21 protein-coding genes are annotated in these 22,815 nt (G+C 34.9%); 11 read left to right on the top strand and 10 right to left on the bottom strand.

What is annotated here, in order from left to right:
• Positions 1-314 precede the first annotated feature (314 nt).
• Genes K8344_RS00235 through sbnA form a run of 3 tightly spaced genes read right to left on the bottom strand, consistent with a single transcriptional unit; the run spans position 315 to position 4,515 of the window.
• The gene (locus K8344_RS00235) at positions 315-1,757 is read right to left on the bottom strand and encodes a type III PLP-dependent enzyme domain-containing protein (RefSeq protein ID WP_237606248.1); all 1,443 of its coding nucleotides are present in this window, start codon (positions 1,755-1,757) and stop codon (positions 315-317) included.
• Positions 1,757-3,466 carry an FAD/NAD(P)-binding protein gene (locus tag K8344_RS00230; protein WP_237606247.1) on the bottom strand — a complete coding sequence of 570 codons (1,710 nt, stop codon included), beginning with the start codon at positions 3,464-3,466 and terminating at the stop codon, positions 1,757-1,759. The genes K8344_RS00235 and K8344_RS00230 overlap by 1 nt, the downstream gene beginning before the upstream one ends.
• Positions 3,454-4,515, bottom strand: coding sequence for a 2,3-diaminopropionate biosynthesis protein SbnA (gene sbnA, locus K8344_RS00225; protein WP_237606245.1), 1,062 nt, complete (start codon positions 4,513-4,515; stop codon positions 3,454-3,456). Before sbnA ends, K8344_RS00230 begins: the two co-directional genes overlap by 13 nt.
• A 452-nt stretch (positions 4,516-4,967) precedes the next feature.
• On the opposite strand from sbnA, the gene K8344_RS00220 reads away from it, so the two are divergent.
• Positions 4,968-5,324: a winged helix-turn-helix transcriptional regulator gene (locus K8344_RS00220; RefSeq protein WP_237606243.1), complete on the top strand. Its 357-nt coding sequence runs from the start codon at positions 4,968-4,970 to the stop codon at positions 5,322-5,324.
• A gap of 5 nt (positions 5,325-5,329) precedes the next feature.
• On the opposite strand, the gene K8344_RS00215 is transcribed toward K8344_RS00220, so the two are convergent.
• The 7 genes from K8344_RS00215 to K8344_RS00185 form a co-directional block, all read right to left on the bottom strand.
• A complete protein-coding gene (locus K8344_RS00215) occupies positions 5,330-6,502 on the bottom strand; it encodes an MFS transporter (protein WP_237606241.1) in 1,173 nt (390 codons plus the stop codon).
• Between the two features lie 55 nt (positions 6,503-6,557).
• Complete coding sequence (locus K8344_RS00210) at positions 6,558-7,289, bottom strand: MgtC/SapB family protein (protein WP_237606240.1); 732 nt, start codon at positions 7,287-7,289, stop codon at positions 6,558-6,560.
• A 67-nt stretch (positions 7,290-7,356) separates the two neighbouring features.
• Positions 7,357-8,604 carry an amidohydrolase family protein gene (locus K8344_RS00205; RefSeq protein WP_237606238.1) on the bottom strand — a complete coding sequence of 416 codons (1,248 nt, stop codon included), beginning with the start codon at positions 8,602-8,604 and terminating at the stop codon, positions 7,357-7,359.
• Positions 8,605-8,866: 262 nt separating this feature from the next.
• On the bottom strand, positions 8,867-9,067 hold the full coding sequence (locus K8344_RS00200) for a nuclear transport factor 2-like protein (RefSeq protein WP_237606237.1): 201 nt from the start codon (positions 9,065-9,067) through the stop codon (positions 8,867-8,869).
• Positions 9,068-9,249: 182 nt separating this feature from the next.
• Positions 9,250-9,819: a YceI family protein gene (locus K8344_RS00195; protein ID WP_237606236.1), complete on the bottom strand. Its 570-nt coding sequence runs from the start codon at positions 9,817-9,819 to the stop codon at positions 9,250-9,252.
• 125 nt (positions 9,820-9,944) lie between these two features.
• Entirely contained in the window at positions 9,945-11,459 is a 1,515-nt protein-coding gene (locus K8344_RS00190; RefSeq protein WP_139855889.1) for a catalase, read from the bottom strand.
• A 152-nt stretch (positions 11,460-11,611) separates the two neighbouring features.
• Positions 11,612-12,652: an endonuclease/exonuclease/phosphatase family protein gene (locus tag K8344_RS00185; protein WP_237606235.1), complete on the bottom strand. Its 1,041-nt coding sequence runs from the start codon at positions 12,650-12,652 to the stop codon at positions 11,612-11,614.
• Between the two features lie 100 nt (positions 12,653-12,752).
• On the opposite strand from K8344_RS00185, the gene K8344_RS00180 reads away from it, so the two are divergent.
• The 10 genes from K8344_RS00180 (at position 12,753) to K8344_RS00135 (ending at position 22,801) form a co-directional block, all read left to right on the top strand.
• Positions 12,753-14,222 carry a T9SS type A sorting domain-containing protein gene (locus K8344_RS00180; protein ID WP_237606234.1) on the top strand — a complete coding sequence of 490 codons (1,470 nt, stop codon included), beginning with the start codon at positions 12,753-12,755 and terminating at the stop codon, positions 14,220-14,222.
• 175 nt (positions 14,223-14,397) lie between these two features.
• The gene (locus K8344_RS00175; protein WP_237606233.1) at positions 14,398-15,834 is read left to right on the top strand and encodes a pyridoxal phosphate-dependent decarboxylase family protein; all 1,437 of its coding nucleotides are present in this window, start codon (positions 14,398-14,400) and stop codon (positions 15,832-15,834) included.
• A gap of 384 nt (positions 15,835-16,218) precedes the next feature.
• On the top strand, positions 16,219-16,452 hold the full coding sequence (locus K8344_RS00170; protein ID WP_237606232.1) for a hypothetical protein: 234 nt from the start codon (positions 16,219-16,221) through the stop codon (positions 16,450-16,452).
• Between the two features lie 12 nt (positions 16,453-16,464).
• Positions 16,465-17,217 carry a T9SS type A sorting domain-containing protein gene (locus tag K8344_RS00165; RefSeq protein WP_237606231.1) on the top strand — a complete coding sequence of 251 codons (753 nt, stop codon included), beginning with the start codon at positions 16,465-16,467 and terminating at the stop codon, positions 17,215-17,217.
• A 68-nt stretch (positions 17,218-17,285) separates the two neighbouring features.
• Complete coding sequence (locus tag K8344_RS00160) at positions 17,286-18,506, top strand: BaiN/RdsA family NAD(P)/FAD-dependent oxidoreductase (RefSeq protein WP_237606229.1); 1,221 nt, start codon at positions 17,286-17,288, stop codon at positions 18,504-18,506.
• Positions 18,507-18,565: 59 nt separating this feature from the next.
• Positions 18,566-18,817, top strand: coding sequence for a hypothetical protein (locus K8344_RS00155; RefSeq protein WP_237606227.1), 252 nt, complete (start codon positions 18,566-18,568; stop codon positions 18,815-18,817).
• Positions 18,801-19,070, top strand: a complete 270-nt coding sequence (locus K8344_RS00150; RefSeq protein ID WP_237606226.1) for a hypothetical protein — start codon at positions 18,801-18,803, stop codon at positions 19,068-19,070. The genes K8344_RS00155 and K8344_RS00150 overlap by 17 nt, the downstream gene beginning before the upstream one ends.
• A complete protein-coding gene (locus K8344_RS00145; protein WP_237606224.1) occupies positions 19,071-19,607 on the top strand; it encodes a DUF1697 domain-containing protein in 537 nt (178 codons plus the stop codon).
• A 76-nt stretch (positions 19,608-19,683) separates the two neighbouring features.
• On the top strand, positions 19,684-22,467 hold the full coding sequence (gene acnA, locus K8344_RS00140) for an aconitate hydratase (protein ID WP_237606223.1): 2,784 nt from the start codon (positions 19,684-19,686) through the stop codon (positions 22,465-22,467).
• A 7-nt stretch (positions 22,468-22,474) separates the two neighbouring features.
• A complete protein-coding gene (locus K8344_RS00135; protein WP_139855897.1) occupies positions 22,475-22,801 on the top strand; it encodes a hypothetical protein in 327 nt (108 codons plus the stop codon).
• The last annotated feature ends 14 nt before the right edge of the window (positions 22,802-22,815 follow it).

Genomic DNA, 22,815 nt, shown 5'->3' with positions numbered 1-22,815 from the left:
ATATACTGTTATTTAAGTGTATGTTTGATATGGGTTTCCTTTTGGGAAGTGCTTTCCTGTATGAAACTACCTTATTTTATTCCTTGAAAAAATAATCAGTAGAATATCGTGAAGGTGTTCAAAACTATCTTGAATGTAGCACTCATATCCTTGAAATAGAACGACTAAAAAAATACAAACCATATGCTGATTTGTACAGATTATTTAAAACCGGTATGACATAAGCCTCTAAGATGGTAGGTGAATAAAGAAAACTATTCTTATAAAAATCTATGAAAATTAGTTGGTATAATGTACGCCTTAGGTAAATAGCTTTAATCCAATTTAAAATCTGAAATTTCAAGGCACTCTGTTTCCATAGTATCCAAAGTTAAGTTGTTCGATAGGTTAAAAAGATGTGCTTGTCTTTCATAGAAGTGCATCAAGTAACCTGCTGTATTTACAAATACAACGATGTCGCCAATTTCTGGAATTTGAGGAATTTCGGAAACTTTTTTAAGAATAATATCCTGTTCTAAACAGTAAGCCCCTGTAAAATAGACTTTCTTCCACTCTGTGTTGTTTTTAATAGGATTTCTATAAATTATATACGGATCTAATAAGAAGTCAGTACTCGCACTCTTGAGTTGTGACATATTCATTTCCAATCCTATTAAATTACGACCTTCGCTATCTTTTTTCCTATAATTAACCCTAGCAACGGTGATTCCTACTTGTTGCAATAATGATCTTCCAGGTTCAATTCTAAGTTGAAGATTGTTTTTATTTAAGGATTGAGCAATGGTTTCACCATTATTTTGAAAATCTAAAATTTTCTTGATAAATGTTTCTGTATGTATCTTATTAAAATATGGATAAGTTTCTAAGGTGCCAGAAAGTTTTCCGTCTATATTCTTGTATCCTAAACCATTACGTCTAAATGTAAGTTCCTCCTTCTCGATATGCATTACTTGAGATTGAAGTTCAGTTTTAAATGCTTCTAATTGCGTTTCATCTTTTAGGTAATTCATGGTAATTCCGCCACCTATATCAATAAATTTTATCGGGAAAGAATTCGCTCTCAAATATTTAGCAATTTCTATGGTTTGCAATAATGCCTGACTTCTTTCAATGGTAGAATATCCGTTTAGATGGAAATGTAATCCATAGATTCTAAGGTTTGGAAATTTTTCATTATTTATAAAATTATCATTGATAAAATCTTTAATCGAATCAATATCAATCCCGAATCGACTGTAAAGTTTTTGCCCGTTAACCCTGAATCCACTTATTCGAACGCCTATATGTGCAGTCTTCCCAGCTGAACTTGCAATTTTATTATATAAATTAAACTCATCTTGATTGTCTAAGATAACAGGTACCTCGTGAGCTAGTGCTAACTTAAGTTGATTAGGGGTTTTGATTGCTGAGGTTAATACCAAACTTTTCCCTTTGCCCCCTCTTTCAATTGCTTGATTTAATTCATTGTAACTAGCGGTATCAATGCCAATATTTTCTTGCAAGGCTGAGTTTATTAAGGTTGCAGTTTTATTAGCCTTACGGGCGAAATAAATCTGTCCATCAATATGATAGTTTTTAAAGAGATTTTTATAAGCCTTAATGTTAGTTTTAAATGATGTAATGTTAAGTATGTTAATGGGAGAGTCATACTTATCTAATAATTGGTGCATTAAATCGCTTTGAGCAAATAGATCGTGCATCCATTGTGAGGTAACTGGTTCGAGAGGTAAAGTTTTATTGGCTTTATATACATTCATTATCTTAAAGTTTTACAAAGGGCATTAGCCCAAGTTGAGGCAAAATTATTTCGAGTTGTATTAAGAGTGTCATTATCAAAGGTAATTCCTTCAGTGGGCGTGCCATATAAGAAAATATTGATGTTTTTTGAATTTACCACTTTTCCAATATTATCTATATGAATTGTCCCCGTTCTATAATCTTCATTAATAAATTCTCTACCAATATTATTTTCGATTAAACTTTCAAACATAGTGTTTTCTCGACAACTTTTTCGAGGAATCCTGGCGTTTATCAAATAGTCGATTCTCGTCTCTTTCTGTCCTTTAGATAGTAGAAAACTCTCAGTTGATTTTTCAACTGTAGGATTTGCGCCAAAGGTTAAATCTAGCAAGCCGGTAGAGGCAATAGCATACATTTTTTTAAAATTTGATAAAGGAGGTCCATATGATGTTCGGTTAAACAAATTGAAGTAATAACTATCGAAAAGTTTATGAGATTCTCCGTCAAGACCACCAAAACTATATATTTCATTAAATAAATTGCTAATACTTCGCCACGTTCCTAGAGCATTAAGATAAGCACTATTTGTGATACCTTTTTCACATTCATCTATAAAAAACCTACACAATGCTAGAAAAGTTTGATGATTTACCTCAGTGCCGTTGTAAGGGTTCTCTACTAAGTTCCAACTAAATCTATTTTCAGAAGGAAATTCTTTATGAAAGCTATCAATTTGTGTTTCAACTTTTTTAAAGTCTGTGTAGAATTTCAACTCCCAATCATAAATATTAAAGAGTGTTTGATAGTAGTTGTAACAGTATTCTTGTTTAATTAAGGGCAATAACTGTTTCTCAAAATTAATTGGCTTTTTTGTAGATATATTTTCAATTGTAAAATATTTTGGTGTTTTCTTTCTATCTTCATTAGGCACTCTTGGAACACTAGGAATACCAGTTCTTGAAAATGCGTATATTTTAGTTTTAAAATTTTCTGAAGGTTGATAAATTAAAGCATCATTTTCACATGAGAATTTTCCACCTTGACCTTCGGTTAAATAAAGTAGGGTATCGATAAATGTGAGGCCTAAACCTTGAATACCTATCATTTTTTCTTTTGATAAATGATCAAGTTTTTCGTTTAGCGGATAGACAAAGGGCACTTCCGTAGCGGTTTTAGCATTCTCGTTAAAGGAAGCCCCGGCACCTAAATGACCTGTGGTGCACATAATACTAAAAAAAAGGGTATCGAAAACCCCATGATTTTTAGTGGTAATCCTCAAGGCGTCATTTTCAATATCGATGGCTGTTACAACATCTTCAATTTCAATAATCTCGATATTTGAAGGAATAGATTTTTTTAACTGTTTATACCCATCTATAAGGTATTCGCCCACTATTTTTCGAGGAGCATAAAAGGATTTAAGCGTTTTTGGACGATATTTTGCTAACCAAGATGTAAAATTTAAAGCTTCTTTAACTATGTAAGGAGGTTGCTGTCTGTTCCAGATATCGATTTTATGGTTTGGGAAATTCATTATTAAATACTCAGCTTGGTGCGTATTATAAACATCACCTGCGGCATAACTATTTGAGCTGTTAAACACATGTATTTTTACGGTACGTGTAATTTCAAAACTACAAATAGAAGCAAGCAATCGCTCTAGAGCATAAAATCCTTTCGGTCCAAATCCTACTATGGCAATATTAACAGGATTTATTTCTGCCATTTGGAAGTTAAAGCTTTAATTTTTTCAGGACTCAATGAGAATTGTTTCTCAATCCATTCTTTGTTATAAATACTATCTATATAGCGCTCACCATCATCTGCTACAAGCATAACGCATTTAGAATTTTTTGGAAGTTTATCGGCGTAATTTTCTATAGCTATTAACGTTCCGCCTGTCGAGCCTCCTGCAAGGATGGCCTCATTGTGAAGAAGTTTCCAACACCCTTTTATACAGTCTAAATCGGTTACTTGTACGTTATCATGTATAAGCTGGGTATCCAAAAATGATGATGGAATACTGGCACCATGGCCAGCGATTATCCTCTTCTCCGGTTTTTTCCCAAATAATACACTTCCTTTAGCATCTACAGCAATGACTTTGGTTGGTAGTTTATTTTCCTCGATATAGTTTGCAAAACCCATTAATGTACCACAAGTGCTTACCGATAAAAATATATAATCGGGCGCCTCGTTAAATTCCTTAAATATTTCTTTTGCTGTTGCGTAATAAGTTTTAGGGTTTTGTTTATTCTTATATTGATTAGGCCAGTAGGAATTGGGAGTGATATCTATTAATTGTTGAACACGCTCCAGTCGTGCACCTAAAAAACCGTCAGTTCTGTGGGGTTTTTTAACCTTCTCAATGGTAGCGCCGTAAACTTTTAAAATATCGAGAGTGCTTTGTTTTGCATTAGGATCTACCACTACAATTAAGTTTAAACCATAGTAAGTGCATAATTGAGCTAGCCCAATGGCCATATTTCCAGAGCTAGATTCAATAACAGTGTCACCTTGTTTTAACAATTTATTTTCAAGCGCCCAATCTATCATGTTCTTGGAGGTGCGAGATTTGAGACTTTTTCCTGCATTTAGGTATTCTAGTTTACCGTATATTGAAATGGAATTAGCTTTACTTAAATTTTCGAATTTAACTAAAGGTGTATTTTTAATCGTCTCTAATAAATTATTCATCATTATAATTTCGCAGCTATCTTTTAAACTATATAAGATATACAAATATAATTTAGTTGGATTAATGCCTTTAAACATTATCAAAATGTTAACTAAGTTCGAGCAAATCATGACTTTACCCACAAATTCCGTAAACATGGTCAGTGTAGAAGTTGTCAAATAATATATGAGGTTGTATAATACCGATGCTCCACCATAAATGGGAAAATGCTATACAGCAATTTAAATTGGCTTTTAATGTGATTAGAAATTATATGCTGTGTAGGATAACCACTGGAAGTCTGATGTTTTTAGATTTATTGGATAGTTAACTACTTAGAAACATAATTATTTGAAACTCGTGTTTTTTCATTTGATCATGTTTTTTGAAACTAACTTAATTGATATTATTTATTACCTCTCTAATAATTATAATAAAGTATCGAAGTTATTAAGTATATATTTGATATGCGTTTCCTTCTGGGAAGTATTTTCCTGTAGGAAACTACCTAGTTGCATTTAAGTTGTAATTGTCTAATATTTAAAATAGAATGAAAAAGAAAGCAAAAATAAACGACACCCCTGTATGTCAGGTTAGGATGCAAGCTATAAGTGATACCATGAGCATCTTATCTGGGAAATGGAAGTTTCACATTCTGGGAACGCTAATAGAGGGTAGCAAACTTGGGTTTATGGATTTAATGAGAGAAATAGATGGGATAGGATCTAAAATGCTTTCCAAAGAACTTCAAGATCTTGAAATGAATCATTTAGTTAGTCGAACAGTTTTAGATACAAAGCCTATAACCGTGGAATATGCTATAACAGAATATGGTGCAACACTTGCGCCACTAATTAACGAATTGGCAAAATGGGGAATTCAATATAGGCAGTCTGTACACGGATAATCAAATCAACTTAATGTTTTTTTAGCAAATACTGAAATAATAATTCCGGGTATGGAAAGTGCAATTGCAAGATAAACCAAACTCATCGGAGAGTAAATTCCCAATAATAGGCCGGCAGCAGATGATGCAATCATAATTGATAAGTTGAAAACCGAAGACTGAACCGATGTAGCTACATCTTTTGCAGTTTCTACTTGCCTGCTTACCGCAGCTTGTAATAACGTCACTAATGGACCAAAGGAAACTCCCCATAAAAAGAAAGCGAAATGTCCTATACCTGTTGTGCCTCCGAACATTAGGAAAATAACCATTGATATAATAATCAAACCAAACATTGCTATAGTTAGTAGTCTTAAATATTTATCGGTGTATTTTATAGCTATCAAAACTGAAATTAGCGAACCAATTCCAAAAAATAACAGCGCCATTTCCACACCACCTGCTAGCTGAATTTCATCCACAAGACTTGTGATATACACATAAACACCATAATGTGCAATTACACCGAGTAAAGTAAGTAATAGTATAATTAAAACTTCAGGTATTTTTAGTAATGCAAATGGAGAGGAGCTTTTAGTCAGTTTTTCTCCTGGAGTTGAAGGCAACGCAAAAAAGCTAATTACAGCAATAACAAGGATAAATGCACCAAGACCTATAAATTCTGTTCTCCAGCCGTAGTCATTCCCAATAGTCGTCATTATCGGCATTCCCACGCTAATTCCCAAGGTTGTTCCTGCCATAATAACTGCAATCGCCTTTCCATGATGCTTTTCATCAACCAACCGCATTCCATAAGCAGCAATCATTGGCCACATAACTCCCGCACAAATACCACCAATAACTCTTAGAATAATGATGATGGTATAATTGTAAACGAGTCCTGATATAATATTTGAAATAGCAAAACCTCCCAACAAAAGGAGTAATAAATATTTCCTGTTGAAATGCATCGTCAAGGAAATAAGTGGAATTGCGAAAATAGCCGAAGCAATGGCATAATACCCAACTAAATTCCCCGTCTGAACTTCGTTGATGTTTAAATCGTCCATCATAAGAGGTAAAACCCCAGAAGGCATTAGTTCAGAGAGAATTCCCACAAAGGTTACCGACGACATTAAAATCATTAGCAACCAAGGAAAGACGCTCTTAGTTTTTTCCGCAATATTTTGTTTGCTCATAGTTTTATTTTTAATTCTGTGAAATACACAAATAATTCAATAGAATGAGTTGGGGCTAATACTCTGTTTCTCGTCCTACCAATTTCCAGCCTGCTCGAGTTACTTCGAGTTCCATAGTAAGATCTGTAACCAATTTTTCTAATAAGTTTTCTTGTTCGCCAATGGTAGCCACTTCTATTTGAATGACTACTTCTTCCGTATTAGATTCTAAAGTTTTTCTGTTAATAGAGCGTACCAATAATTGATCGTTAGTTTCAATATGGCTTAATAACCAAAATCGAACGTCTGCTTCCATACTCATAGAACATTGGATAGAAACCTGGTAGTAAGTTTCTTTTACTTTGGTTTTTTTATAAGCTGAAATCTTGGATAAACGAACACTTATAGGTCTTAAAATTAAGTGAGATAAAACTACGGCGACAGTAGTAATTAATGATTCTACAAAAAGTCCCATTCCGGCTAGTGTTCCTACTGCTGCGGAACACCAAATTGTAGCTGCGGTATTAAGTCCTCTTACATTAAATCCGTCTTTCATTATAACCCCAGCTCCAATAAAACCAATACCCGTAACAATTTGCGCCGTTACTCTTCCGGGATCTCCCCCTGCTAGGCTAAATAAGTCTATTGATAGCAATACATACGAAGCAGCGCCAATCGCCACTAAAGTATTGGTGCGTAAACCTGCGTTTTTTTGTTGCCACTGTCTTTCAAAACCAATAATTCCACCTAATAAAAATGCAGTGCCTATGCGAAAAATGTATTCTGATAATTCAACAAATCCATCCATAAAACCTTTGAGAAATTAGTGGTTTGAAATTATAAAGCCTATTCTAAAAGAAGTTTACAAGATAAGTTTAAAGTTTTAAAGGCACGTCGTATTCTACCTCCTTGCGACGGAATAAAAATTCACCATTTCGAACTGAAGCCAATACGTCTACTCTTTTTCTTATCGCTTCATACACTGTAGATTCGTTAAGTACAATAAAATTGGCTGCTTTTCCTACTTCTAGACCATAACTATCTTGAATATTCATACAACGGGCTCCATTGTAGGTAATTAAATCAAAAACTGTTTTTATCTCTTCTGGCGACATGGTTTGTGCGAGGTGAATTCCGTTGTCTAGAATGTTCATCATATTTCCATTCCCCATTGGATACCAAGGGTCGTTTATGGAATCTTGTGCGAAGGCTACATTAATTCCTAATTCTAGAAATTCTTTTACTCTGGTTAATCCACGACGTTTTGGGTAAGTATCTTGACGACCTTGTAAATAAGCGTTTTCGGTAGGACAAGCAATAAAGTTTAATTTACTTTTTTGGAACAGATCCATCATTCTAAAAGCATATGAGTTATCTGCCGAACCAAAGGAACAGGTGTGACTCGCGATAGTTTTAGTGCCGTAATCTTCCATAAGAACAAGCGCATTTAAAAGCTCTAAAAAACGAGAGTTTGGATCGTCTGTTTCATCACAGTGAACATCAATCATTTTATCGTATTTCAGTCCGAGATTAACTATATCGTGAACAGATTTCTCTCCAAATTCGCGAGCTGGTTCGTAATGTGGAATGCCACCAACAACGTCAGCTCCCATTTTCAATGCTTCTTCTACTAATTCTACTCCGCCTTTATACGTGTACATTCCTTGCTGCGGAAAAGCCACAATTTGAATATCAACCGTGTCTTTTAAGTCTTCTTTCATTTCAAGCATCGCCTTTAAGGCTGTGAAATTTGGGTCGGTAATGTCTATATGCGTACGTATGTGCTGCACACCCTGGGAAACCTCATCGTGAATTCCTTTTATCGCAAGCTTTTTCACACTTTCAACAGTCAAAGTTTCTTTAAACTTTGGCCACAACTCAATCGCTTCGAACAAGGTTCCCGAGCCAGCGCCATCCTGTCCTAGTTCCGATAAGGTATAAACGTAGTCCAAGTGCAAATGCGGATCTACATAAGGAGGTAAAACAAGCTTCCCGCCTAAATCAATTTCTTCATCACATTTAGGTAGATTTTTCCCGATTTGGTTGATTTTACCATTTTCTACAATCATTTCCGTGGCTTCATCATTGCGATAGATTTTCGCATTAAAAAACTTCTTCTTCATTATGCATTTATTTAAAACTTAATACTATTAAGTAATGCCCAAAATTTAAAAATCGCCTATATAATTGGCGTTAAAACAAGTTTACAATCTTAACCTTAAAGGTGAAATTTACAATGATAAATGTCATACAATATATTGATTATAAGTGAATTGTTGTTGTGTGAAATGACATTTTCAGATGAGTTGAAAATATAATTGGATAAAAAAACCTAGTGTTATAAACTGCTAACACTAGGTTCATTTTTAAAAGAAAATTCAAAATTTATGATACATCTACCGAAGTAGCAAACTCTTCCATATTCGTAATTAAATTGTTTTCACCGGTATAAATTTGAACCCATTTCTGCTTAAGTTCTCTTCCAGAATGTTTAACCCTTTGGCGTTCCTTTCCCAATACCACTATCATATTGTCTTCTACAATATATTGCTGAGGTTCAAAATTGATTATCTCAGTCCTTTCCATGATATTAGTGAAAAAGGTTCTAGCACCTTCCTTTTTTTCAAAGGTACTGGCGGGAATTATTTGGGTTCCGTGATAAACCTAAACGGTGCTCTTTGAAACCGTGACTACAAATTTTTCTACATCACCTTCACTAAAAGCTTCAAACATTTTTTCGACTACGTTTTTTGGTGAATTTTTCATAATTATTGTTTTGCAAATTGCAAGTGAACAACAATAGTTACGTCTTTTCCAACACCTGCAGCAGCTGGATCAAAATTGATGTTGTAGTCAAATCTATTAATGGTGGTTTTAGCTTTCATACCTAATTTTTCACCTTTATCACTCTTAACAGATCCTCCATAATGCACGTCAAAAATCACATCTTTAGTAACGTCTTTAATTGTTAATTTACCATACAACAAATATTTATCTGGCTTTCCAGTAGCTAAAATTTTAGTGCTTTTAAAAGTCATATTAGGGTATTTCTCTACCTCAAAAAAATCAGCACTTCTCAAATGATTGTCTCTATCTTTTACATTGGTGTTTATACTGTTTACTTTTACAGTAAAATCGAAGATTGCATTATTTAAAGCTTCTCCTTCCGTGGTTAAGTTTCCTGTGTATTCTAAAAAGTTGCCGTTTACAATACTAATTCCTGAATGGGAAATATTAAAGTTTAACGAGGAGTGATAAGGATCTACCTTCCATTGTGTTTGTGCAAATGAACCTATTGTAAAAAATACAATTGCAACTAATGACATAATTTTTTTCATAGTATCTAAATTTTAAACGTTATTAAATGTTAGTGAAATATTTAAAGTTAACATAAATGCCATAAATAATCGAATTTCGACCATTTATGGCATTTGCTTTTATTGCTATTATTTATTAAAAAGCACTATCCATTACTTGGTCTTGGTGCCCATTTGTTATAAGGTGTCATATCGAAGTTATTCACCTCGTCCATTGATAAACCTAGTGCTTTTGCTACACCTTCGCCATACTCTGGATCGGCTTTATAGCAATTCCTGATATGTCGTATTTGAATAAACTTCTCGGCACCACCAACTTGAGCAGCCGTGTTTTTAAATAACATGTCAGCTTTTCCGTCGGCTTTAATAATGCGGAATAAATCCCCAGGTTGGGTGAAGTAATCTTCATCATCATCTCTAAAGTTATGAGCGTAAGCATCGCCACTCAATTCTAAAGGCGGTTCTTGAGCGTGAGGTTGTTCTTGCCATTCGCCATAGCTGTTTGGTTCGTAGTGTTTTGTTGCACCGTAATTACCATCTACTCGCATCGCTCCATCTCTATGATAAGAGTGGTAAGGGCAAGTAGGTTTGTTTACCGGAATTTGATAGTGGTTTACGCCAAGTCTATAGCGTTGTGCATCTCCATATGAAAACAATCTTCCTTGAAGCATTTTATCTGGAGAGAAGCCAATTCCTGGAACAATATTCGTCGGATTGAAAGCTGCTTGCTCAACATCTTGGAAGTAGTTTTCTGGGTTTCTATTTAGCTCAAATTCTCCTACAGGAATTAAAGGGAAGTCCTTTTTAGACCAAACTTTCGTTAAGTCGAAAGGATGGAAACGGTAAGTTTTTGCTTCTTCTTCCGTCATTACTTGAATATACATCTTCCATTTTGGGAAGTCTTTATTTTCAATGGCATCGAATAAGTCTCTCTGAGACGATTCCCTGTCCATACCTACAATTTTTGCCGCTTCTTCATCGGATAGGTTTTCGATACCTTGTTGGGTTACGAAATGGAATTTCACCCAATGTCTTTTATTGTCTTTGTTGATAAGGCTATAGGTGTGGCTTCCAAATCCGTGCATATGTCTGTATCCTCTTGGAATACCACGATCGCTCATAATTATAGTAACCTGATGTAAAGCTTCAGGAAGTAAAGTCCAAAAATCCCAGTTGTTATTAGCATCCCGCATATTGGTTTTAGGGTCGCGTTTTACAGCGTGGTTTAAATCTGGGAATTTCATCGGGTCACGGAAGAAAAACACGGGGGTATTATTTCCAACCAAATCCCAAATTCCTTCATCGGTATAAAACTTAAGTGCAAATCCTCTAATATCTCTTTCGGCATCTGCTGCCCCTCTTTCTCCAGCAACTGTGGAGAAACGGCTAAACATTTCTGTTTTTTTTCCTACTTCGCTAAAGATGTCAGCTTTTGTGTACTGTGTGATATCGTGTGTAACTGTAAAGGTTCCAAAAGCACCTGAACCTTTCGCGTGCATTCGTCTTTCTGGAATAACTTCTCTGTCGAAGTTTGCCATTTTTTCAAGAAACCAAGCATCCTGCATTAACATGGGGCCACGTGGCCCAGCTGTTTGTACATTTTGATTATCTGGAACAGGAGCTCCTGTTTGCCTAGTTAATTTAGGTTTTTTCTTATCCATTACTTTAGTTTTAAGATTGATTTAGCGAATGAAGTTACGAAAATCCCTAAACTTTTCAACTGACATAAATCAGTTTTAAACCCTCTTAAGTTTTAAAATGCTATGTTTTGGACATTCAATGTGTAAAGACAATAGTTTTTATAGAAAAAGATTTATTCGTTGTCTTTCCCTTCCTCAATCAATTCCTCGATTTCTTCCTTCTCATCCCCATTTAATTTAGGGTTTTTGGGAGTTTTTGCTTTTTTTTTATGATGAATTTCATAGTACATCGCAAAGTGATCACTTCCAAAATTCTTGGAACGTATCATTTTACCTACATACAAATCGCGGGTGTGAAAAAGATGGTCCAGGGGAAACCTTAAAAAGAAATAATCTGCGTGAAAAGTAGAAAAGAATCCACGCCCCACACGAGGATCTATCATCCCTGTCATTTTTTTGAAAAGACGCGTTGTGCGGCTCCATACTACATCGTTCATATCGCCACAAACCACCGTTGGCTTGTCAATTTTTCTAATTCTCTTTCCTGTAAGCATTAATTCGGCATCACGTTCCTTAGAAGTTTCATTTTCTGTAGGACTTGGAGGAGCCGGGTGAAGACAGCAAAAGAAAATAGGCGAATCTTTATCGGTATAGTAGTCGAAAAATATAGAAGGCTTATCGTCTTCAACTTGATATTTTACTACTACGTTTTTTACTTCAACTTTAGAATAAAGATGCATTCCGTAGAAATTTTCTAAAGGTACCTTTACGGTAAACGGATAGTCTTTTTCAAGTTCGGATAGTCCATTTTCCCAATCCTTGTTAGACTCCATCGTGAGTACTAAATCTGGGTCAAATCGTTTTACCTCTTTCAGGAAGTCTGAGTAGCAATTATTGGTTTGTAAAACATTTCCTGCTAAAATAGAAACATATCCGTCTGTAGCATCGTGCGATCTTCTTCTTGGAAAAAGTGAACTGTATGGTGTTATTTTAAAAAGTTGGTAGATGATGCTTGCAATAAGCGCAAAAAGTAAAATCCAACTAAAAGTAGTGTACTGTTCTTCGGTGTAAATGAAAATTCCGAGTAGGATTAATTGTATAACCACCGATTGAAGTCTTACAAAATCTGCAGTACGAAAAAACCAATGAGAATGCCTAGTAGCTGGAAAGAAGGGACTAAGGATGAAAAATATCGTGAAAATATATAATACCATATTTCAAAGTTAGCTAATTTGTAGCGATGTAATAAGGTTTGAAAATTCTTTTTTACCTAGTCGCTACTACCTATTTTTACAATTCATAAAAACCTATAAAATGAAAAAAATTACCCTTACAACATTATTAACTTTTTTTGCGTTTGCCATAACATTCGCACAGACCTATACAACTCCAAACACAGGAGTTACTTGGACCTTAGATGATATTGCTGCAGCAAGCCCTACTACAATTACGGTTTCTGGCAGTGAGTATACCCTTTTAGAAAACTTAGAAATTGCTGAAAATGATGCCGTAATTATCGATGCAGACTTAACCCTTTTGATTGATGCGGACTTATTGATTAAAGTATATGGGGCATTTACTGTAAGTGCCAACGAAGTTACAATTACTGCTTTAGATGAAGCTGCTCCTTATGAAGGTTTTCGTTTTGAAGAGTTTTCAGAAATAGATATTAAAAACACAACTATATCTTACGGGGGAGGGCTTCGAGTTTTAACTGAAACTTTTTCTATTGACAATTGTACGATAACAAATAATGTTTCTGGAGCTACTTCAAGTGCTGTTATTCAGCTTTCTCGTGGGATGGCTCAGATTACGAACAACCTTATACAGTTTAATGAAAATCCTGCCGTTGGTTCTGCTGCAAACTCTGGGGTTTCTCCTTATATCTATAACAACTATATCGAAGGAAATAATACCGATAATGCTAACCGTCCGCAAATTAATATTGGAACTACATTAGCAAACGAGCCTTTGCAGATTATTCAAAATACAATCATCGGAGATCCTAATTTAACCATGGTTGGAGGTATTGCAATTGCAAATTTTGTAGGTGCAAATGTAAATGCTGTTATCGAAGATAATGTTATTCAAAACAACAGATACGGGATTACTATCATGGGGCCTGTAGATGCTGCTTTAATTAAAAACAATCTAATTGAAGACAATAACACTCAAGGAGATCCTGCTCTTGGTGGTAGTGGAATTAATATCCTTACAGGTTCTGCTAGAAATGAAGTAGTAGTTACAGGTAATACATTACGAAGAAATATTTGGGGGGTTACATTACAAGACCAAGCTACAATTAACCTTGGGGATGACATTGACAACCCAGGAGGGAATGTGTTTTCTGAAAATGGAAATGGAGGTATAGTTTATGCGCTTTATAACAATACAGCTAATCCAGTAATGGCCAAAAACAACTGCTGGATTGAAGGGGAAGAAAGCACTATGGAAGAGGTTGAAGATGTAATTTTCCACCAAGTAGATGATGCAACATTAGGTTTAGTTACCTTCGATCCATTTGATTGTGGAGTTGCTTCAGTTAACGATGTAGCTGCTTCAAGCTTTAGCTTTTATCCAAACCCAGTAAAAAATGAAATTAACTTCAACAATATCTTTTCTTTTGAAAAAGTTGAAATATACGGAGTTCAAGGGAATCTAATCGTTTCAAAAAACATTTCTGAAGGACTTAATACAATGTCAATCCACCTTGCTTCTGGACTTTATTTTGTAAACTTTAGCAATAATAATAACAGTATTACTAAAAAGATGATTGTTCAATAAACGAGAAGAATGCCTGCTCGAGCCCAGTCGAGGCCTTATTTTTTTAAAGACTAGAACAGCTATTTTCTAAAATGCCTTGATGTAATTATCAAGGCATTTTTTATTGAAATAAACACTGTTTTTCCCTATCTAAAACAGTATTTTTGCACTTTGAAAAAAATAAAGAAAAAGACACGTGAAGATTCAGAATAAAGCGACATTAGAGTTAAGCCATGACGAAATGAAAAGTTATGGGTATGAAGTAGTTGATGCAATTGTAGATCATTTTTCTACACAGAATGAAAAACTCCCTGTGGTTTCGGGTACAAGGAAAGAAATGGAGGCATTATTTCTAGAAGAAGCCCCCGAAACTCCAAGTGACCCCAAAAAGGTGTTGGATTTTGTTTTACAGGAAGTAATGACTAAAAGTAATATTGTTTCTCATCCAAAGTCGTATTCATTTGTGCCAGGGCCTAGTAATTATATCAGTGCAATGGCAGACAGCTTAACAGCTGGTTTCAATATATTCTCTGGTGGGTGGCAAGCGTCTCCTGCTGCAGCACAGATGGAAATTGTAGCTATGAACTGGCTTTTAAAAATGTTCGGCTTCCCTCAGAAAAAAGGAGGAGGGATTTTTACTAGTGGGGGTTCTATGGCCAATTTAACTGCCTTAGTAACTGCTCGAAGAGTAAAATGTGGAGACGATTTTAGTAAAGCTGTAATTTACCTTTCAGACCAAGCGCACTCTTCAAATATTAAAGCCATTCGCGTATTAGGTTTTAGAAAAGAACAGATTAGAATTATTCCTACTGATGGGGAGTTTAAATTCTCATTGAATAAATTAAAAAACGCTATTGCAAAAGATAGGTTGGAAGGACTACAACCTTTCTGCTTGATTGCAACTGCCGGAACTACAAATACTGGAACTGTAGATCCGCTTTCCGACATTGCCAAAATCTGTAAAAAAGAAGATGTCTGGTTTCATATCGATGGGGCTTATGGTGGTTTTGCAATACTTTCAGAAGATGGAAAACAGCTTTTAAAAGGAATTGGGAAAGCCGATTCACTTACTATAGATCCTCATAAATGGTTTTATCAGCCCTATGAAATCGGTTGTCTTTTAGTGAAAAATCACAAATGGCTTAAAGGAACTTTTACCGAAAAACCTGAATATTTACGCGATATTGAAGGCAATGAGTCTGAAATTAATTTTTACGATCACGGTATTGAGCTTACAAGACGTTTTAGAGCTTTGAAGTTTTATATGTCGGTAAAAACTTTTGGAATGGGTGAGTTCAGGCAGGCCATAACTTACAATATTAAGTTGGCAGAAGCAACAGAAGATTTTTTAAGATCGAGTAGCAATTGGGAGGTTATTTCACCAGCCACATTGGCGGTTATTAACTTTAGATACAACCCAATTGGCAACAAACTTTCAGAGAAACAATTAGACGCTTTAAATCAACGGATTTCTCAAAATGTTGTAGATTCTAAACAAGCATTGCTGGTAACTACTGTGCTTAACGGCCAAGTTGTTTTGCGCATGTGTTTAATAAATCCGCGAACTACGCTAGATGATGTTAAGGAGACCATTGCACTTTGTGAGTCTTTTGCAGAAGAAACAACTGTTTAATTAAAATGTTTTAAGCACAAGATTTTAAAAAGAATTTTATATTTAGTAAATACTTAGAAATCTGTTTTCATACTATATTGAGTAAAGAGGCTATCTTTTTTTTATTAGCGAATTAATCCCAATATATTATTCGGCTTTTTCAATATCTACAAATCATTTTATTCTTAAAAATAATAAATGTTTTTTAAGTGAATAATATAAGGTTAATTCAATATAAAGACATAAAAACCTTAATATTCAAAAACATTTTATATTTTTAAATTAGTATTAACAATAAATTGGCAAAATTACTGCAATTTTAAAAATAAGATCGTTAGGTATTGATTGGTTAACTGAAATTGAAATTTTGGCGAGGTTACTGTTAATCCTTATAGAATTGAAACCTTGACTCCAAACCCTACTTCAGCACAATTTACAGTTAATTATATTGCAACTAATGCTAACTCAGCTTATTTAATGGTCGTAAATCAAAATACAGGTGATACAAATAATTACATTATAGACACGGAGAACGATTCTCGTGTTATCGATCTTTCTGGGTTGGCATCTGGTTTATATTCAATTATCCTAATTTGTGATGGTGATATACAAAATTCAAAGAATTTATTAAAACAATAAAAATTTACTATTATGAAAACATTTATAAACCTAAAATTGTTTTTGCTCTCAATAATTTTATTTAATATACAAGGTATTATACTTAATCCTCAGCAAAACAACCTATACGCCCAAAACCCCAATCTTTTTGACAATACTTGGTATTTTGTAACTGGTGAATTGGATGGTGAAATATTTTTTCTGCCCCCAGAAGAACATCTTATAGAGGTTACTTTTAATAGTGAAGAAATTTATTTATGTTATCCAAGCTGCGATGAATGTTATAGTAATAATGTGGTAATAAACGCGAATAGTTTTATAGTTTCAGAAACTGAACCTTGGATTGTTTTAATTGGGCTTTGTAATCCACCACAAAATGATTTTATAGGCACTCATAATTCAGTATATTTTTATAGCCACGTAAACTCAAAAAATCCCTTCAATTATATAATCGAGCCTGTAGATGATTACTTACAGCTAACCGTAACAAATGTTGAGGGTGATTTTGCAATATATAATAGCGTGTTGTTAACTACACCGGAATTTGATAACTCAAGTTTTGGTTTTTACCCAAACCCAGTTGATGAAACCTTAAACATTAAAAATAATTTTAATCAACCAGTTGATGTTTCAATTTATAATGTGAATGGTAAAAACTTAAAAAGTTATACTATTAACGAAAAATTGGAAACCATTAATATAAATGATTTAAATTCAGGATTGTATTTTGTGATTTTTAAAAATGAGGCTGGAGAGAGTTTGCTTAAAAGGTTTATTAAAAAATAGGTTGTGCTTTACACTGTAGGCTTTCTATTTGTTACTTTTATAGCTTGTAAACCAAAATACTATTTTCATTGCCAAAAAATCTAGATATTATTATAATTGGCGGCGGAGCTGCGGGATTTTTCACGGCAATAAACGCTGCGGAAAAAACCCCCCATCTTAAAATTGTAATTTTAGAACGTGGAAAAGAGGTTCTTACCAAAGTAAAAATTTCTGGCGGTGGTCGATGCAATGTAACCCACGCCGAGTTTCTTCCAAAAGAATTAACCCAAAACTATCCACGTGGCGAAAAAGAACTTTTAGGGCCGTTCCATACTTTTATGACTGGCGACACCATTGAATGGTTCGAGAAAAGAGGAGTGGAATTAAAAATTGAAGAAGATGGAAGGATGTTTCCAACTTCAAATTCTTCACAAACTATCATAGATTGTTTTCTTTCAGAAACAAAAAGATTAGGGGTCGAGGTACTGCTTAGTCAGCCGGTAAAGGAAATTCAGAAAAATGAAGGCCGATATATTTTAACTACTAGTACCGATACTTTTTCCGCAGAAAAAATTGTGGTTACAACGGGTAGTAATCCTAAAATTTGGAAGTTGCTCAAAGATTTAGGGCATAGTATAGTTCCCGCCGTACCTTCACTTTTTACATTCAACATCAAAGATAGTCGTATAGCAGATTTGCCTGGACTTAGCACAAATGCTTCGGTAAAAGTTTTAGATAAAAATGGTAAAACAGTTTTAGAAAGCGACGGGCCGTTACTAATCACCCATTGGGGTATGAGTGGTCCTGCAATTTTAAAACTTTCGGCCTGGGGTGCTAGAATATTAGACCCTTTAAAATACAATTTTACTATTGAAGTGAATTGGCTTAATACGCTTACGGAAGAGGATGTGTTGGATTCTTTGAAAAATTTAAAAATATTACAAGGCAAGCAAACAATTTATAAATACGCACAATTCGAATTGCCCAAGCGCCTTTGGCAAAGCATAGTAAAAGCAGCAGGCATTGCCGAAACGCTTACATGGGCTGAGGCCACCCGAGAGAATTTTCAAAATCTAGCCAATCAACTTATTGCAGCAATTTTTGAAGTAAACGGAAAGAGTACATTTAAAGAGGAATTTGTAACAGCCGGCGGGGTAGATTTAAAAGAAGTAAACTTTAAAACTTTCGAAAGTAGGATTTGTAAAAATCTTTTCTTCGCTGGGGAAGTTCTTGATATAGACGCTATAACTGGAGGTTTCAACTTTCAAAATGCTTGGACTAGTGGATATATCGTTTCGCAAAACCTATAATTTCTTTCTTGTTTTCCAAAACCTATTTGTATATATTTGATATATATAATCTATATACAATGGGAAAGACAAAAAAATTAATTGAGCTGGATAACAAAGCAATTGAAATTCTTGAAAAACAAGCTAAATTACAAAAACGTTCTTTAAAAAATTATCTTGAGTTTATGATTGAGGATACTGCGCTTAATTTTTCCGAACCTTCAGAAGAGTATAAAGCAATGATGGATGATATGCTTGAAAGACAAAAAAATGGCACCTTAAAAACCACACCAATTTCCGAAGTGTTAGCACAATATGGAAGAAAATTATGATATTTCCGACGAGGCAAAGTTGGAACTACACAAGGCAAAATGCTATTTTCAGTTTTTAGGTAGGGAAGAGGAATTTTTCAATGACTTTTTACATCAATTACGTGTTACTTTACAAATGCCTTATGGTTTCCAAGTTAGATATCGCGATATTCGAATTGTTAAATTTGAGCAGTTTGAATATTCAATTCATTATAATATTTACAATGATAGGATTGTAATTTTGAAAGTTCTTAATCAACGCCAAAACTACTAAATGCAAACCTACATCGCCCTCCTACGTGGCATAAACGTAGGCGGCCATAAAAAAATAAAAATGGCAGATCTTAAGCTTCTTTTTGAAGGTTTAGGTTTTACTAATGTATTTACATATATACAGAGCGGGAATGTGCTTTTTTCTATTAATGAGAAGAAGGATTTCTTAAATTTAATTTATGAAGCGATAAAAAACCAATTCGGTTTTGAAGTTCCTGTTTTGGTAAAAAGGATTTCGGAGATTGAAAGCATACTTTCCAATTGTCCTTTTTCTGAAGAAAAGAAAATAGCTTCTTATTTTACCTTATTAAATGAAGTTCCTTCAAAAGATTTAACAGAAGAAGTAAAAAAGCTTAGGCTCCCTAATGAAGAATTTGTAATTACTGAAAACTGCGTGTATTTCTTTTCCGAAAAAGGGTATCATCAAGCTAAATTCAATAATAATTTTATTGAAAAAAAATTGAATGTTACGGCTACTACCCGTAATTATAAAACTTTGGTAAAGTTAATAGCGTTGGCTAAAAAGCAAGATTGTTAACACATTGTTAAACAAAAGTCTATATGTGTAGGGATAGTTAATTATGGTTAACTTTAGTAGTTAAACGCTTCCTATCATGAAACAAGATATTTACAACATTAAAAAATCGCTCGATACTTCAAAAGGCAAACTTTCTTACTACAGCCTTCCCGAGCTTGAAAAACAAGGACATAATATAAGTAAACTCCCATTCTCAATACGAATTCTTCTAGAGAATGCATTGCGGAATTACGACGATTTTTCTGTAACTAAAGATCATCTAAAAACAGTACTAAATTGGACGCCAGAACAGAGTGAAAAAGATGTCGCTTTTAAACCTGCTCGTGTTTTGATGCAGGATTTTACAGGAGTTCCAGCGGTAGTAGATATTGCTTCATTACGTGCCGAAATGGCCCGAAAAGGTGGAGATGCTTCGAAAATTAATCCACTTATCCCAGTAGATTTAGTGATAGACCACAGTGTGCAAGTAGATTATTTTGCAGCACAATACGCTTATGATAAAAATATAGAAGAAGAGTATAAGCGAAATAAGGAGCGCTATACATTTTTAAAATGGGCGCAGCAATCTTTCGATAATTTTAGCGTGGTGCCTCCAGGGATGGGAATCTGTCACCAAGTAAACTTAGAATATTTCTCTAAAGGCACAATCGCTCGCGACGGAATGGTTTTTCCAGATACCTTAGTAGGAACCGATAGCCATACGCCAATGGTAAATGGAATTGGAGTAGTAGCTTGGGGTGTGGGAGGAATTGAAGCCGAAGCAGCTATCTTAGGACAACCAATTTATTTTATTAGTCCAGAAGTTATCGGTTTAAAACTTACAGGAAAGCTTCCCTTAGGTTCCACAGCCACAGATTTGGTGCTTACCATTGCTAACTTACTTCGAAAATATGGAGTAGTAGGAAAATTTGTTGAGGTTTTCGGACCTGGACTTGATAATCTTTCTGTGCCAGATAGAGCGACTATCGGAAATATGTCGCCAGAATTTGGATGTACTATTACTTATTTCCCAATAGACGATAAGACTTTGGAATATATGCGAGATAGCAACCGAAGCGAAGAGCAGATAAAGTTAGTGGAAGAGTATTGCAAGGCGAATATGCTTTGGCGTCAAGATGAAGACAAAATAGAATATTCCGATGTTGTAGAGCTAGATATTTCAACAATTCAACCTACAGTAGCGGGTCCTAAGCGTCCTCAGGATAAAATTCTTCTTAAAGATTTAAAAGAAAAGTTTATCGAGCTAGAACACGCTTCTTTTGGCAGAACGTACATTGAACCGTCTGAACGGGAAGAGGCGATTACCCGTTGGAAAGAAGAAGGAGGAAGTCAACCAACAAAACAACCTCACGACCCTGCACCAGATGTAGAGATAGAAAAGGCCGAAATGAAAAATGGTTTAAAAACGGTTTGGATTTCTCATGGAAATGAAAAATATATGCTTTCAGACGGGGCAGTAGCCATTGCGGCTATAACGTCTTGTACCAATACTTCCAATCCGTATGTAATGATAGGGGCGGGATTAGTTGCAAAAAAAGCAAGAGAACTGGGGATAGACGTAAAACCTTGGGTTAAAACCTCCTTAGCGCCAGGTTCAAAAGTAGTAACCGATTATTTGGAAAAAGCCGATTTGCTAAAAGATCTTGAAGCGCTTCAGTTTCATTTAGTAGGTTACGGATGTACTTCCTGTATCGGAAACTCAGGACCGTTGCCACCAGAAATTTCAAGAGCGGTGGAAGAAAACGATTTAATTGTAACCTCAGTACTTTCCGGAAACCGAAACTTCGAGGCGCGTATTCACTCACAGGTAAAAATGAATTTCCTAATGTCGCCAATGCTTGTGGTAGCTTTTGCTATTGCTGGAAGGGTAGATATAGACCTTACAACCGAACCGCTTAGCTGCGATAGAAACGGTAAAAAGATATACCTAAAAGATATTTGGCCAACAGACGATGAGATACATGCAGTAATGAGCAAGGTGTTAACGCCAAAAGACTTTAAAAAGAATTACGACGAAATTTTTGAAGGAAATGAAATCTGGAGAAACCTAGAAGTTCCAAAGGATAAACTTTACCAATGGGAAGATGATTCTACGTACATTAAGGAAGTGCCGTTTTTCCACAATCTGTCAGATGATCCTCAACCACTCAAAAATATTGAAGGAGCAAGAGCGTTGCTGATGCTAGGAGATAGTATTACCACCGACCATATTTCACCTGCTGGAGCTTTTTCGGAAGACTCAGCTGCAGGACAGTATTTAATTTCTCGTGGGGTTGAAAAGAAAAACTTCAATAGTTATGGTTCTAGACGTGGAAATGATGAAGTGATGGTACGCGGTACTTTTGCAAACGTGCGTATAAAAAACCAATTGGCAGATACAGAAGGAGGCTATACAACTTATCTTCCTACAGGAGAGCAAATGTCTGTTTATGATGCCGCGCAGAAATATATAGCCGATAAAACTCCGCTTATTGTACTTACCGGAAAAGAATACGGAAGTGGTTCTTCTCGCGACTGGGCCGCCAAAGGGACAATTTTACTGGGTATAAAGGTCGTTTTGGCAGAGAGCTACGAACGTATACACCGAAGTAACTTAATCATGATGGGAGTACTTCCGCTAGAGTATGTTAAAGGTGAATCGGCTGCCTCACACGGGCTAACGGGGTATGAAGTGTTTAGTATTTCAGGAATCGAAAACAACTTATCGCCATTAAAGAAAGTAACGGTAACTGCCAAAACCGAGGATGGCAAGGAAATTGAATTCAAAGCCATAGCAAGACTAGATTCTCCAATTGAAGTTGCATACTACCAAAATGAGGGGATCTTACAATATGTTTTGCGTCAGTTTTTAAAACAGTAACCATAAGTTGATATTAATAGTACAATCAAAGCTACTCCGTAAAAATTTTAACGGAATTACTATTTGGCCCTTTGTGATTTTAAAGCATCAGGAATTAAAGAATGATGCTGTGTTATTAAATCACGAACGTATTCATTTGCGCCAACAAGTGGAGCTATTGATTGTACTATTCTATATCTGGTACAGCCTTGAGTTTTTAATTCGCTGTATTCAATACCGGAATAGAAATCAAGCTTATAGAAATATTTCATTTGAAAGAGAAGCTTATTACTATCAAAGTGATTTTGGTTACTTGAAAAAACGAAAGTTCTATGGGTTTTTAAAGTTTTTATAAGTTTTAAAACTACC

The organism is Aequorivita xiaoshiensis, from assembly GCF_022008395.1.
Lineage (GTDB): Bacteria > Bacteroidota > Bacteroidia > Flavobacteriales > Flavobacteriaceae > Aequorivita > Aequorivita xiaoshiensis.
Note: the sequence above shows the minus strand (reverse complement) of the source record. Positions and strands in the feature narration are given on the sequence as shown.

What these genes read in the sequence shown, in the direction of transcription:
- K8344_RS00150 (WP_237606226.1), top strand. Translation starts at nt 18,801, where the DNA reads ATGGAAGAAAATTATGATATTTCCGACGAGGCAAAGTTGGAACTACAC.
- K8344_RS00210 (WP_237606240.1), bottom strand. Translation starts at nt 7,289, where the DNA reads ATGGATGGATTTGTTGAATTATCAGAATACATTTTTCGCATAGGCACT.
- K8344_RS00215 (WP_237606241.1), bottom strand. Translation starts at nt 6,502, where the DNA reads ATGAGCAAACAAAATATTGCGGAAAAAACTAAGAGCGTCTTTCCTTGG.
- K8344_RS00185 (WP_237606235.1), bottom strand. Translation starts at nt 12,652, where the DNA reads ATGGTATTATATATTTTCACGATATTTTTCATCCTTAGTCCCTTCTTT.
- K8344_RS00190 (WP_139855889.1), bottom strand. Translation starts at nt 11,459, where the DNA reads ATGGATAAGAAAAAACCTAAATTAACTAGGCAAACAGGAGCTCCTGTT.
- acnA (WP_237606223.1), top strand. Translation starts at nt 19,684, where the DNA reads ATGAAACAAGATATTTACAACATTAAAAAATCGCTCGATACTTCAAAA.
- K8344_RS00180 (WP_237606234.1), top strand. Translation starts at nt 12,753, where the DNA reads ATGAAAAAAATTACCCTTACAACATTATTAACTTTTTTTGCGTTTGCC.
- K8344_RS00205 (WP_237606238.1), bottom strand. Translation starts at nt 8,604, where the DNA reads ATGAAGAAGAAGTTTTTTAATGCGAAAATCTATCGCAATGATGAAGCC.
- K8344_RS00195 (WP_237606236.1), bottom strand. Translation starts at nt 9,819, where the DNA reads ATGAAAAAAATTATGTCATTAGTTGCAATTGTATTTTTTACAATAGGT.
- K8344_RS00155 (WP_237606227.1), top strand. Translation starts at nt 18,566, where the DNA reads ATGGGAAAGACAAAAAAATTAATTGAGCTGGATAACAAAGCAATTGAA.
- K8344_RS00230 (WP_237606247.1), bottom strand. Translation starts at nt 3,466, where the DNA reads ATGGCAGAAATAAATCCTGTTAATATTGCCATAGTAGGATTTGGACCG.
- K8344_RS00145 (WP_237606224.1), top strand. Translation starts at nt 19,071, where the DNA reads ATGCAAACCTACATCGCCCTCCTACGTGGCATAAACGTAGGCGGCCAT.
- K8344_RS00165 (WP_237606231.1), top strand. Translation starts at nt 16,465, where the DNA reads ATGAAAACATTTATAAACCTAAAATTGTTTTTGCTCTCAATAATTTTA.
- K8344_RS00220 (WP_237606243.1), top strand. Translation starts at nt 4,968, where the DNA reads ATGAAAAAGAAAGCAAAAATAAACGACACCCCTGTATGTCAGGTTAGG.
- K8344_RS00200 (WP_237606237.1), bottom strand. Translation starts at nt 9,067, where the DNA reads ATGGAAAGGACTGAGATAATCAATTTTGAACCTCAGCAATATATTGTA.
- sbnA (WP_237606245.1), bottom strand. Translation starts at nt 4,515, where the DNA reads ATGTTTAAAGGCATTAATCCAACTAAATTATATTTGTATATCTTATAT.
- K8344_RS00235 (WP_237606248.1), bottom strand. Translation starts at nt 1,757, where the DNA reads ATGAATGTATATAAAGCCAATAAAACTTTACCTCTCGAACCAGTTACC.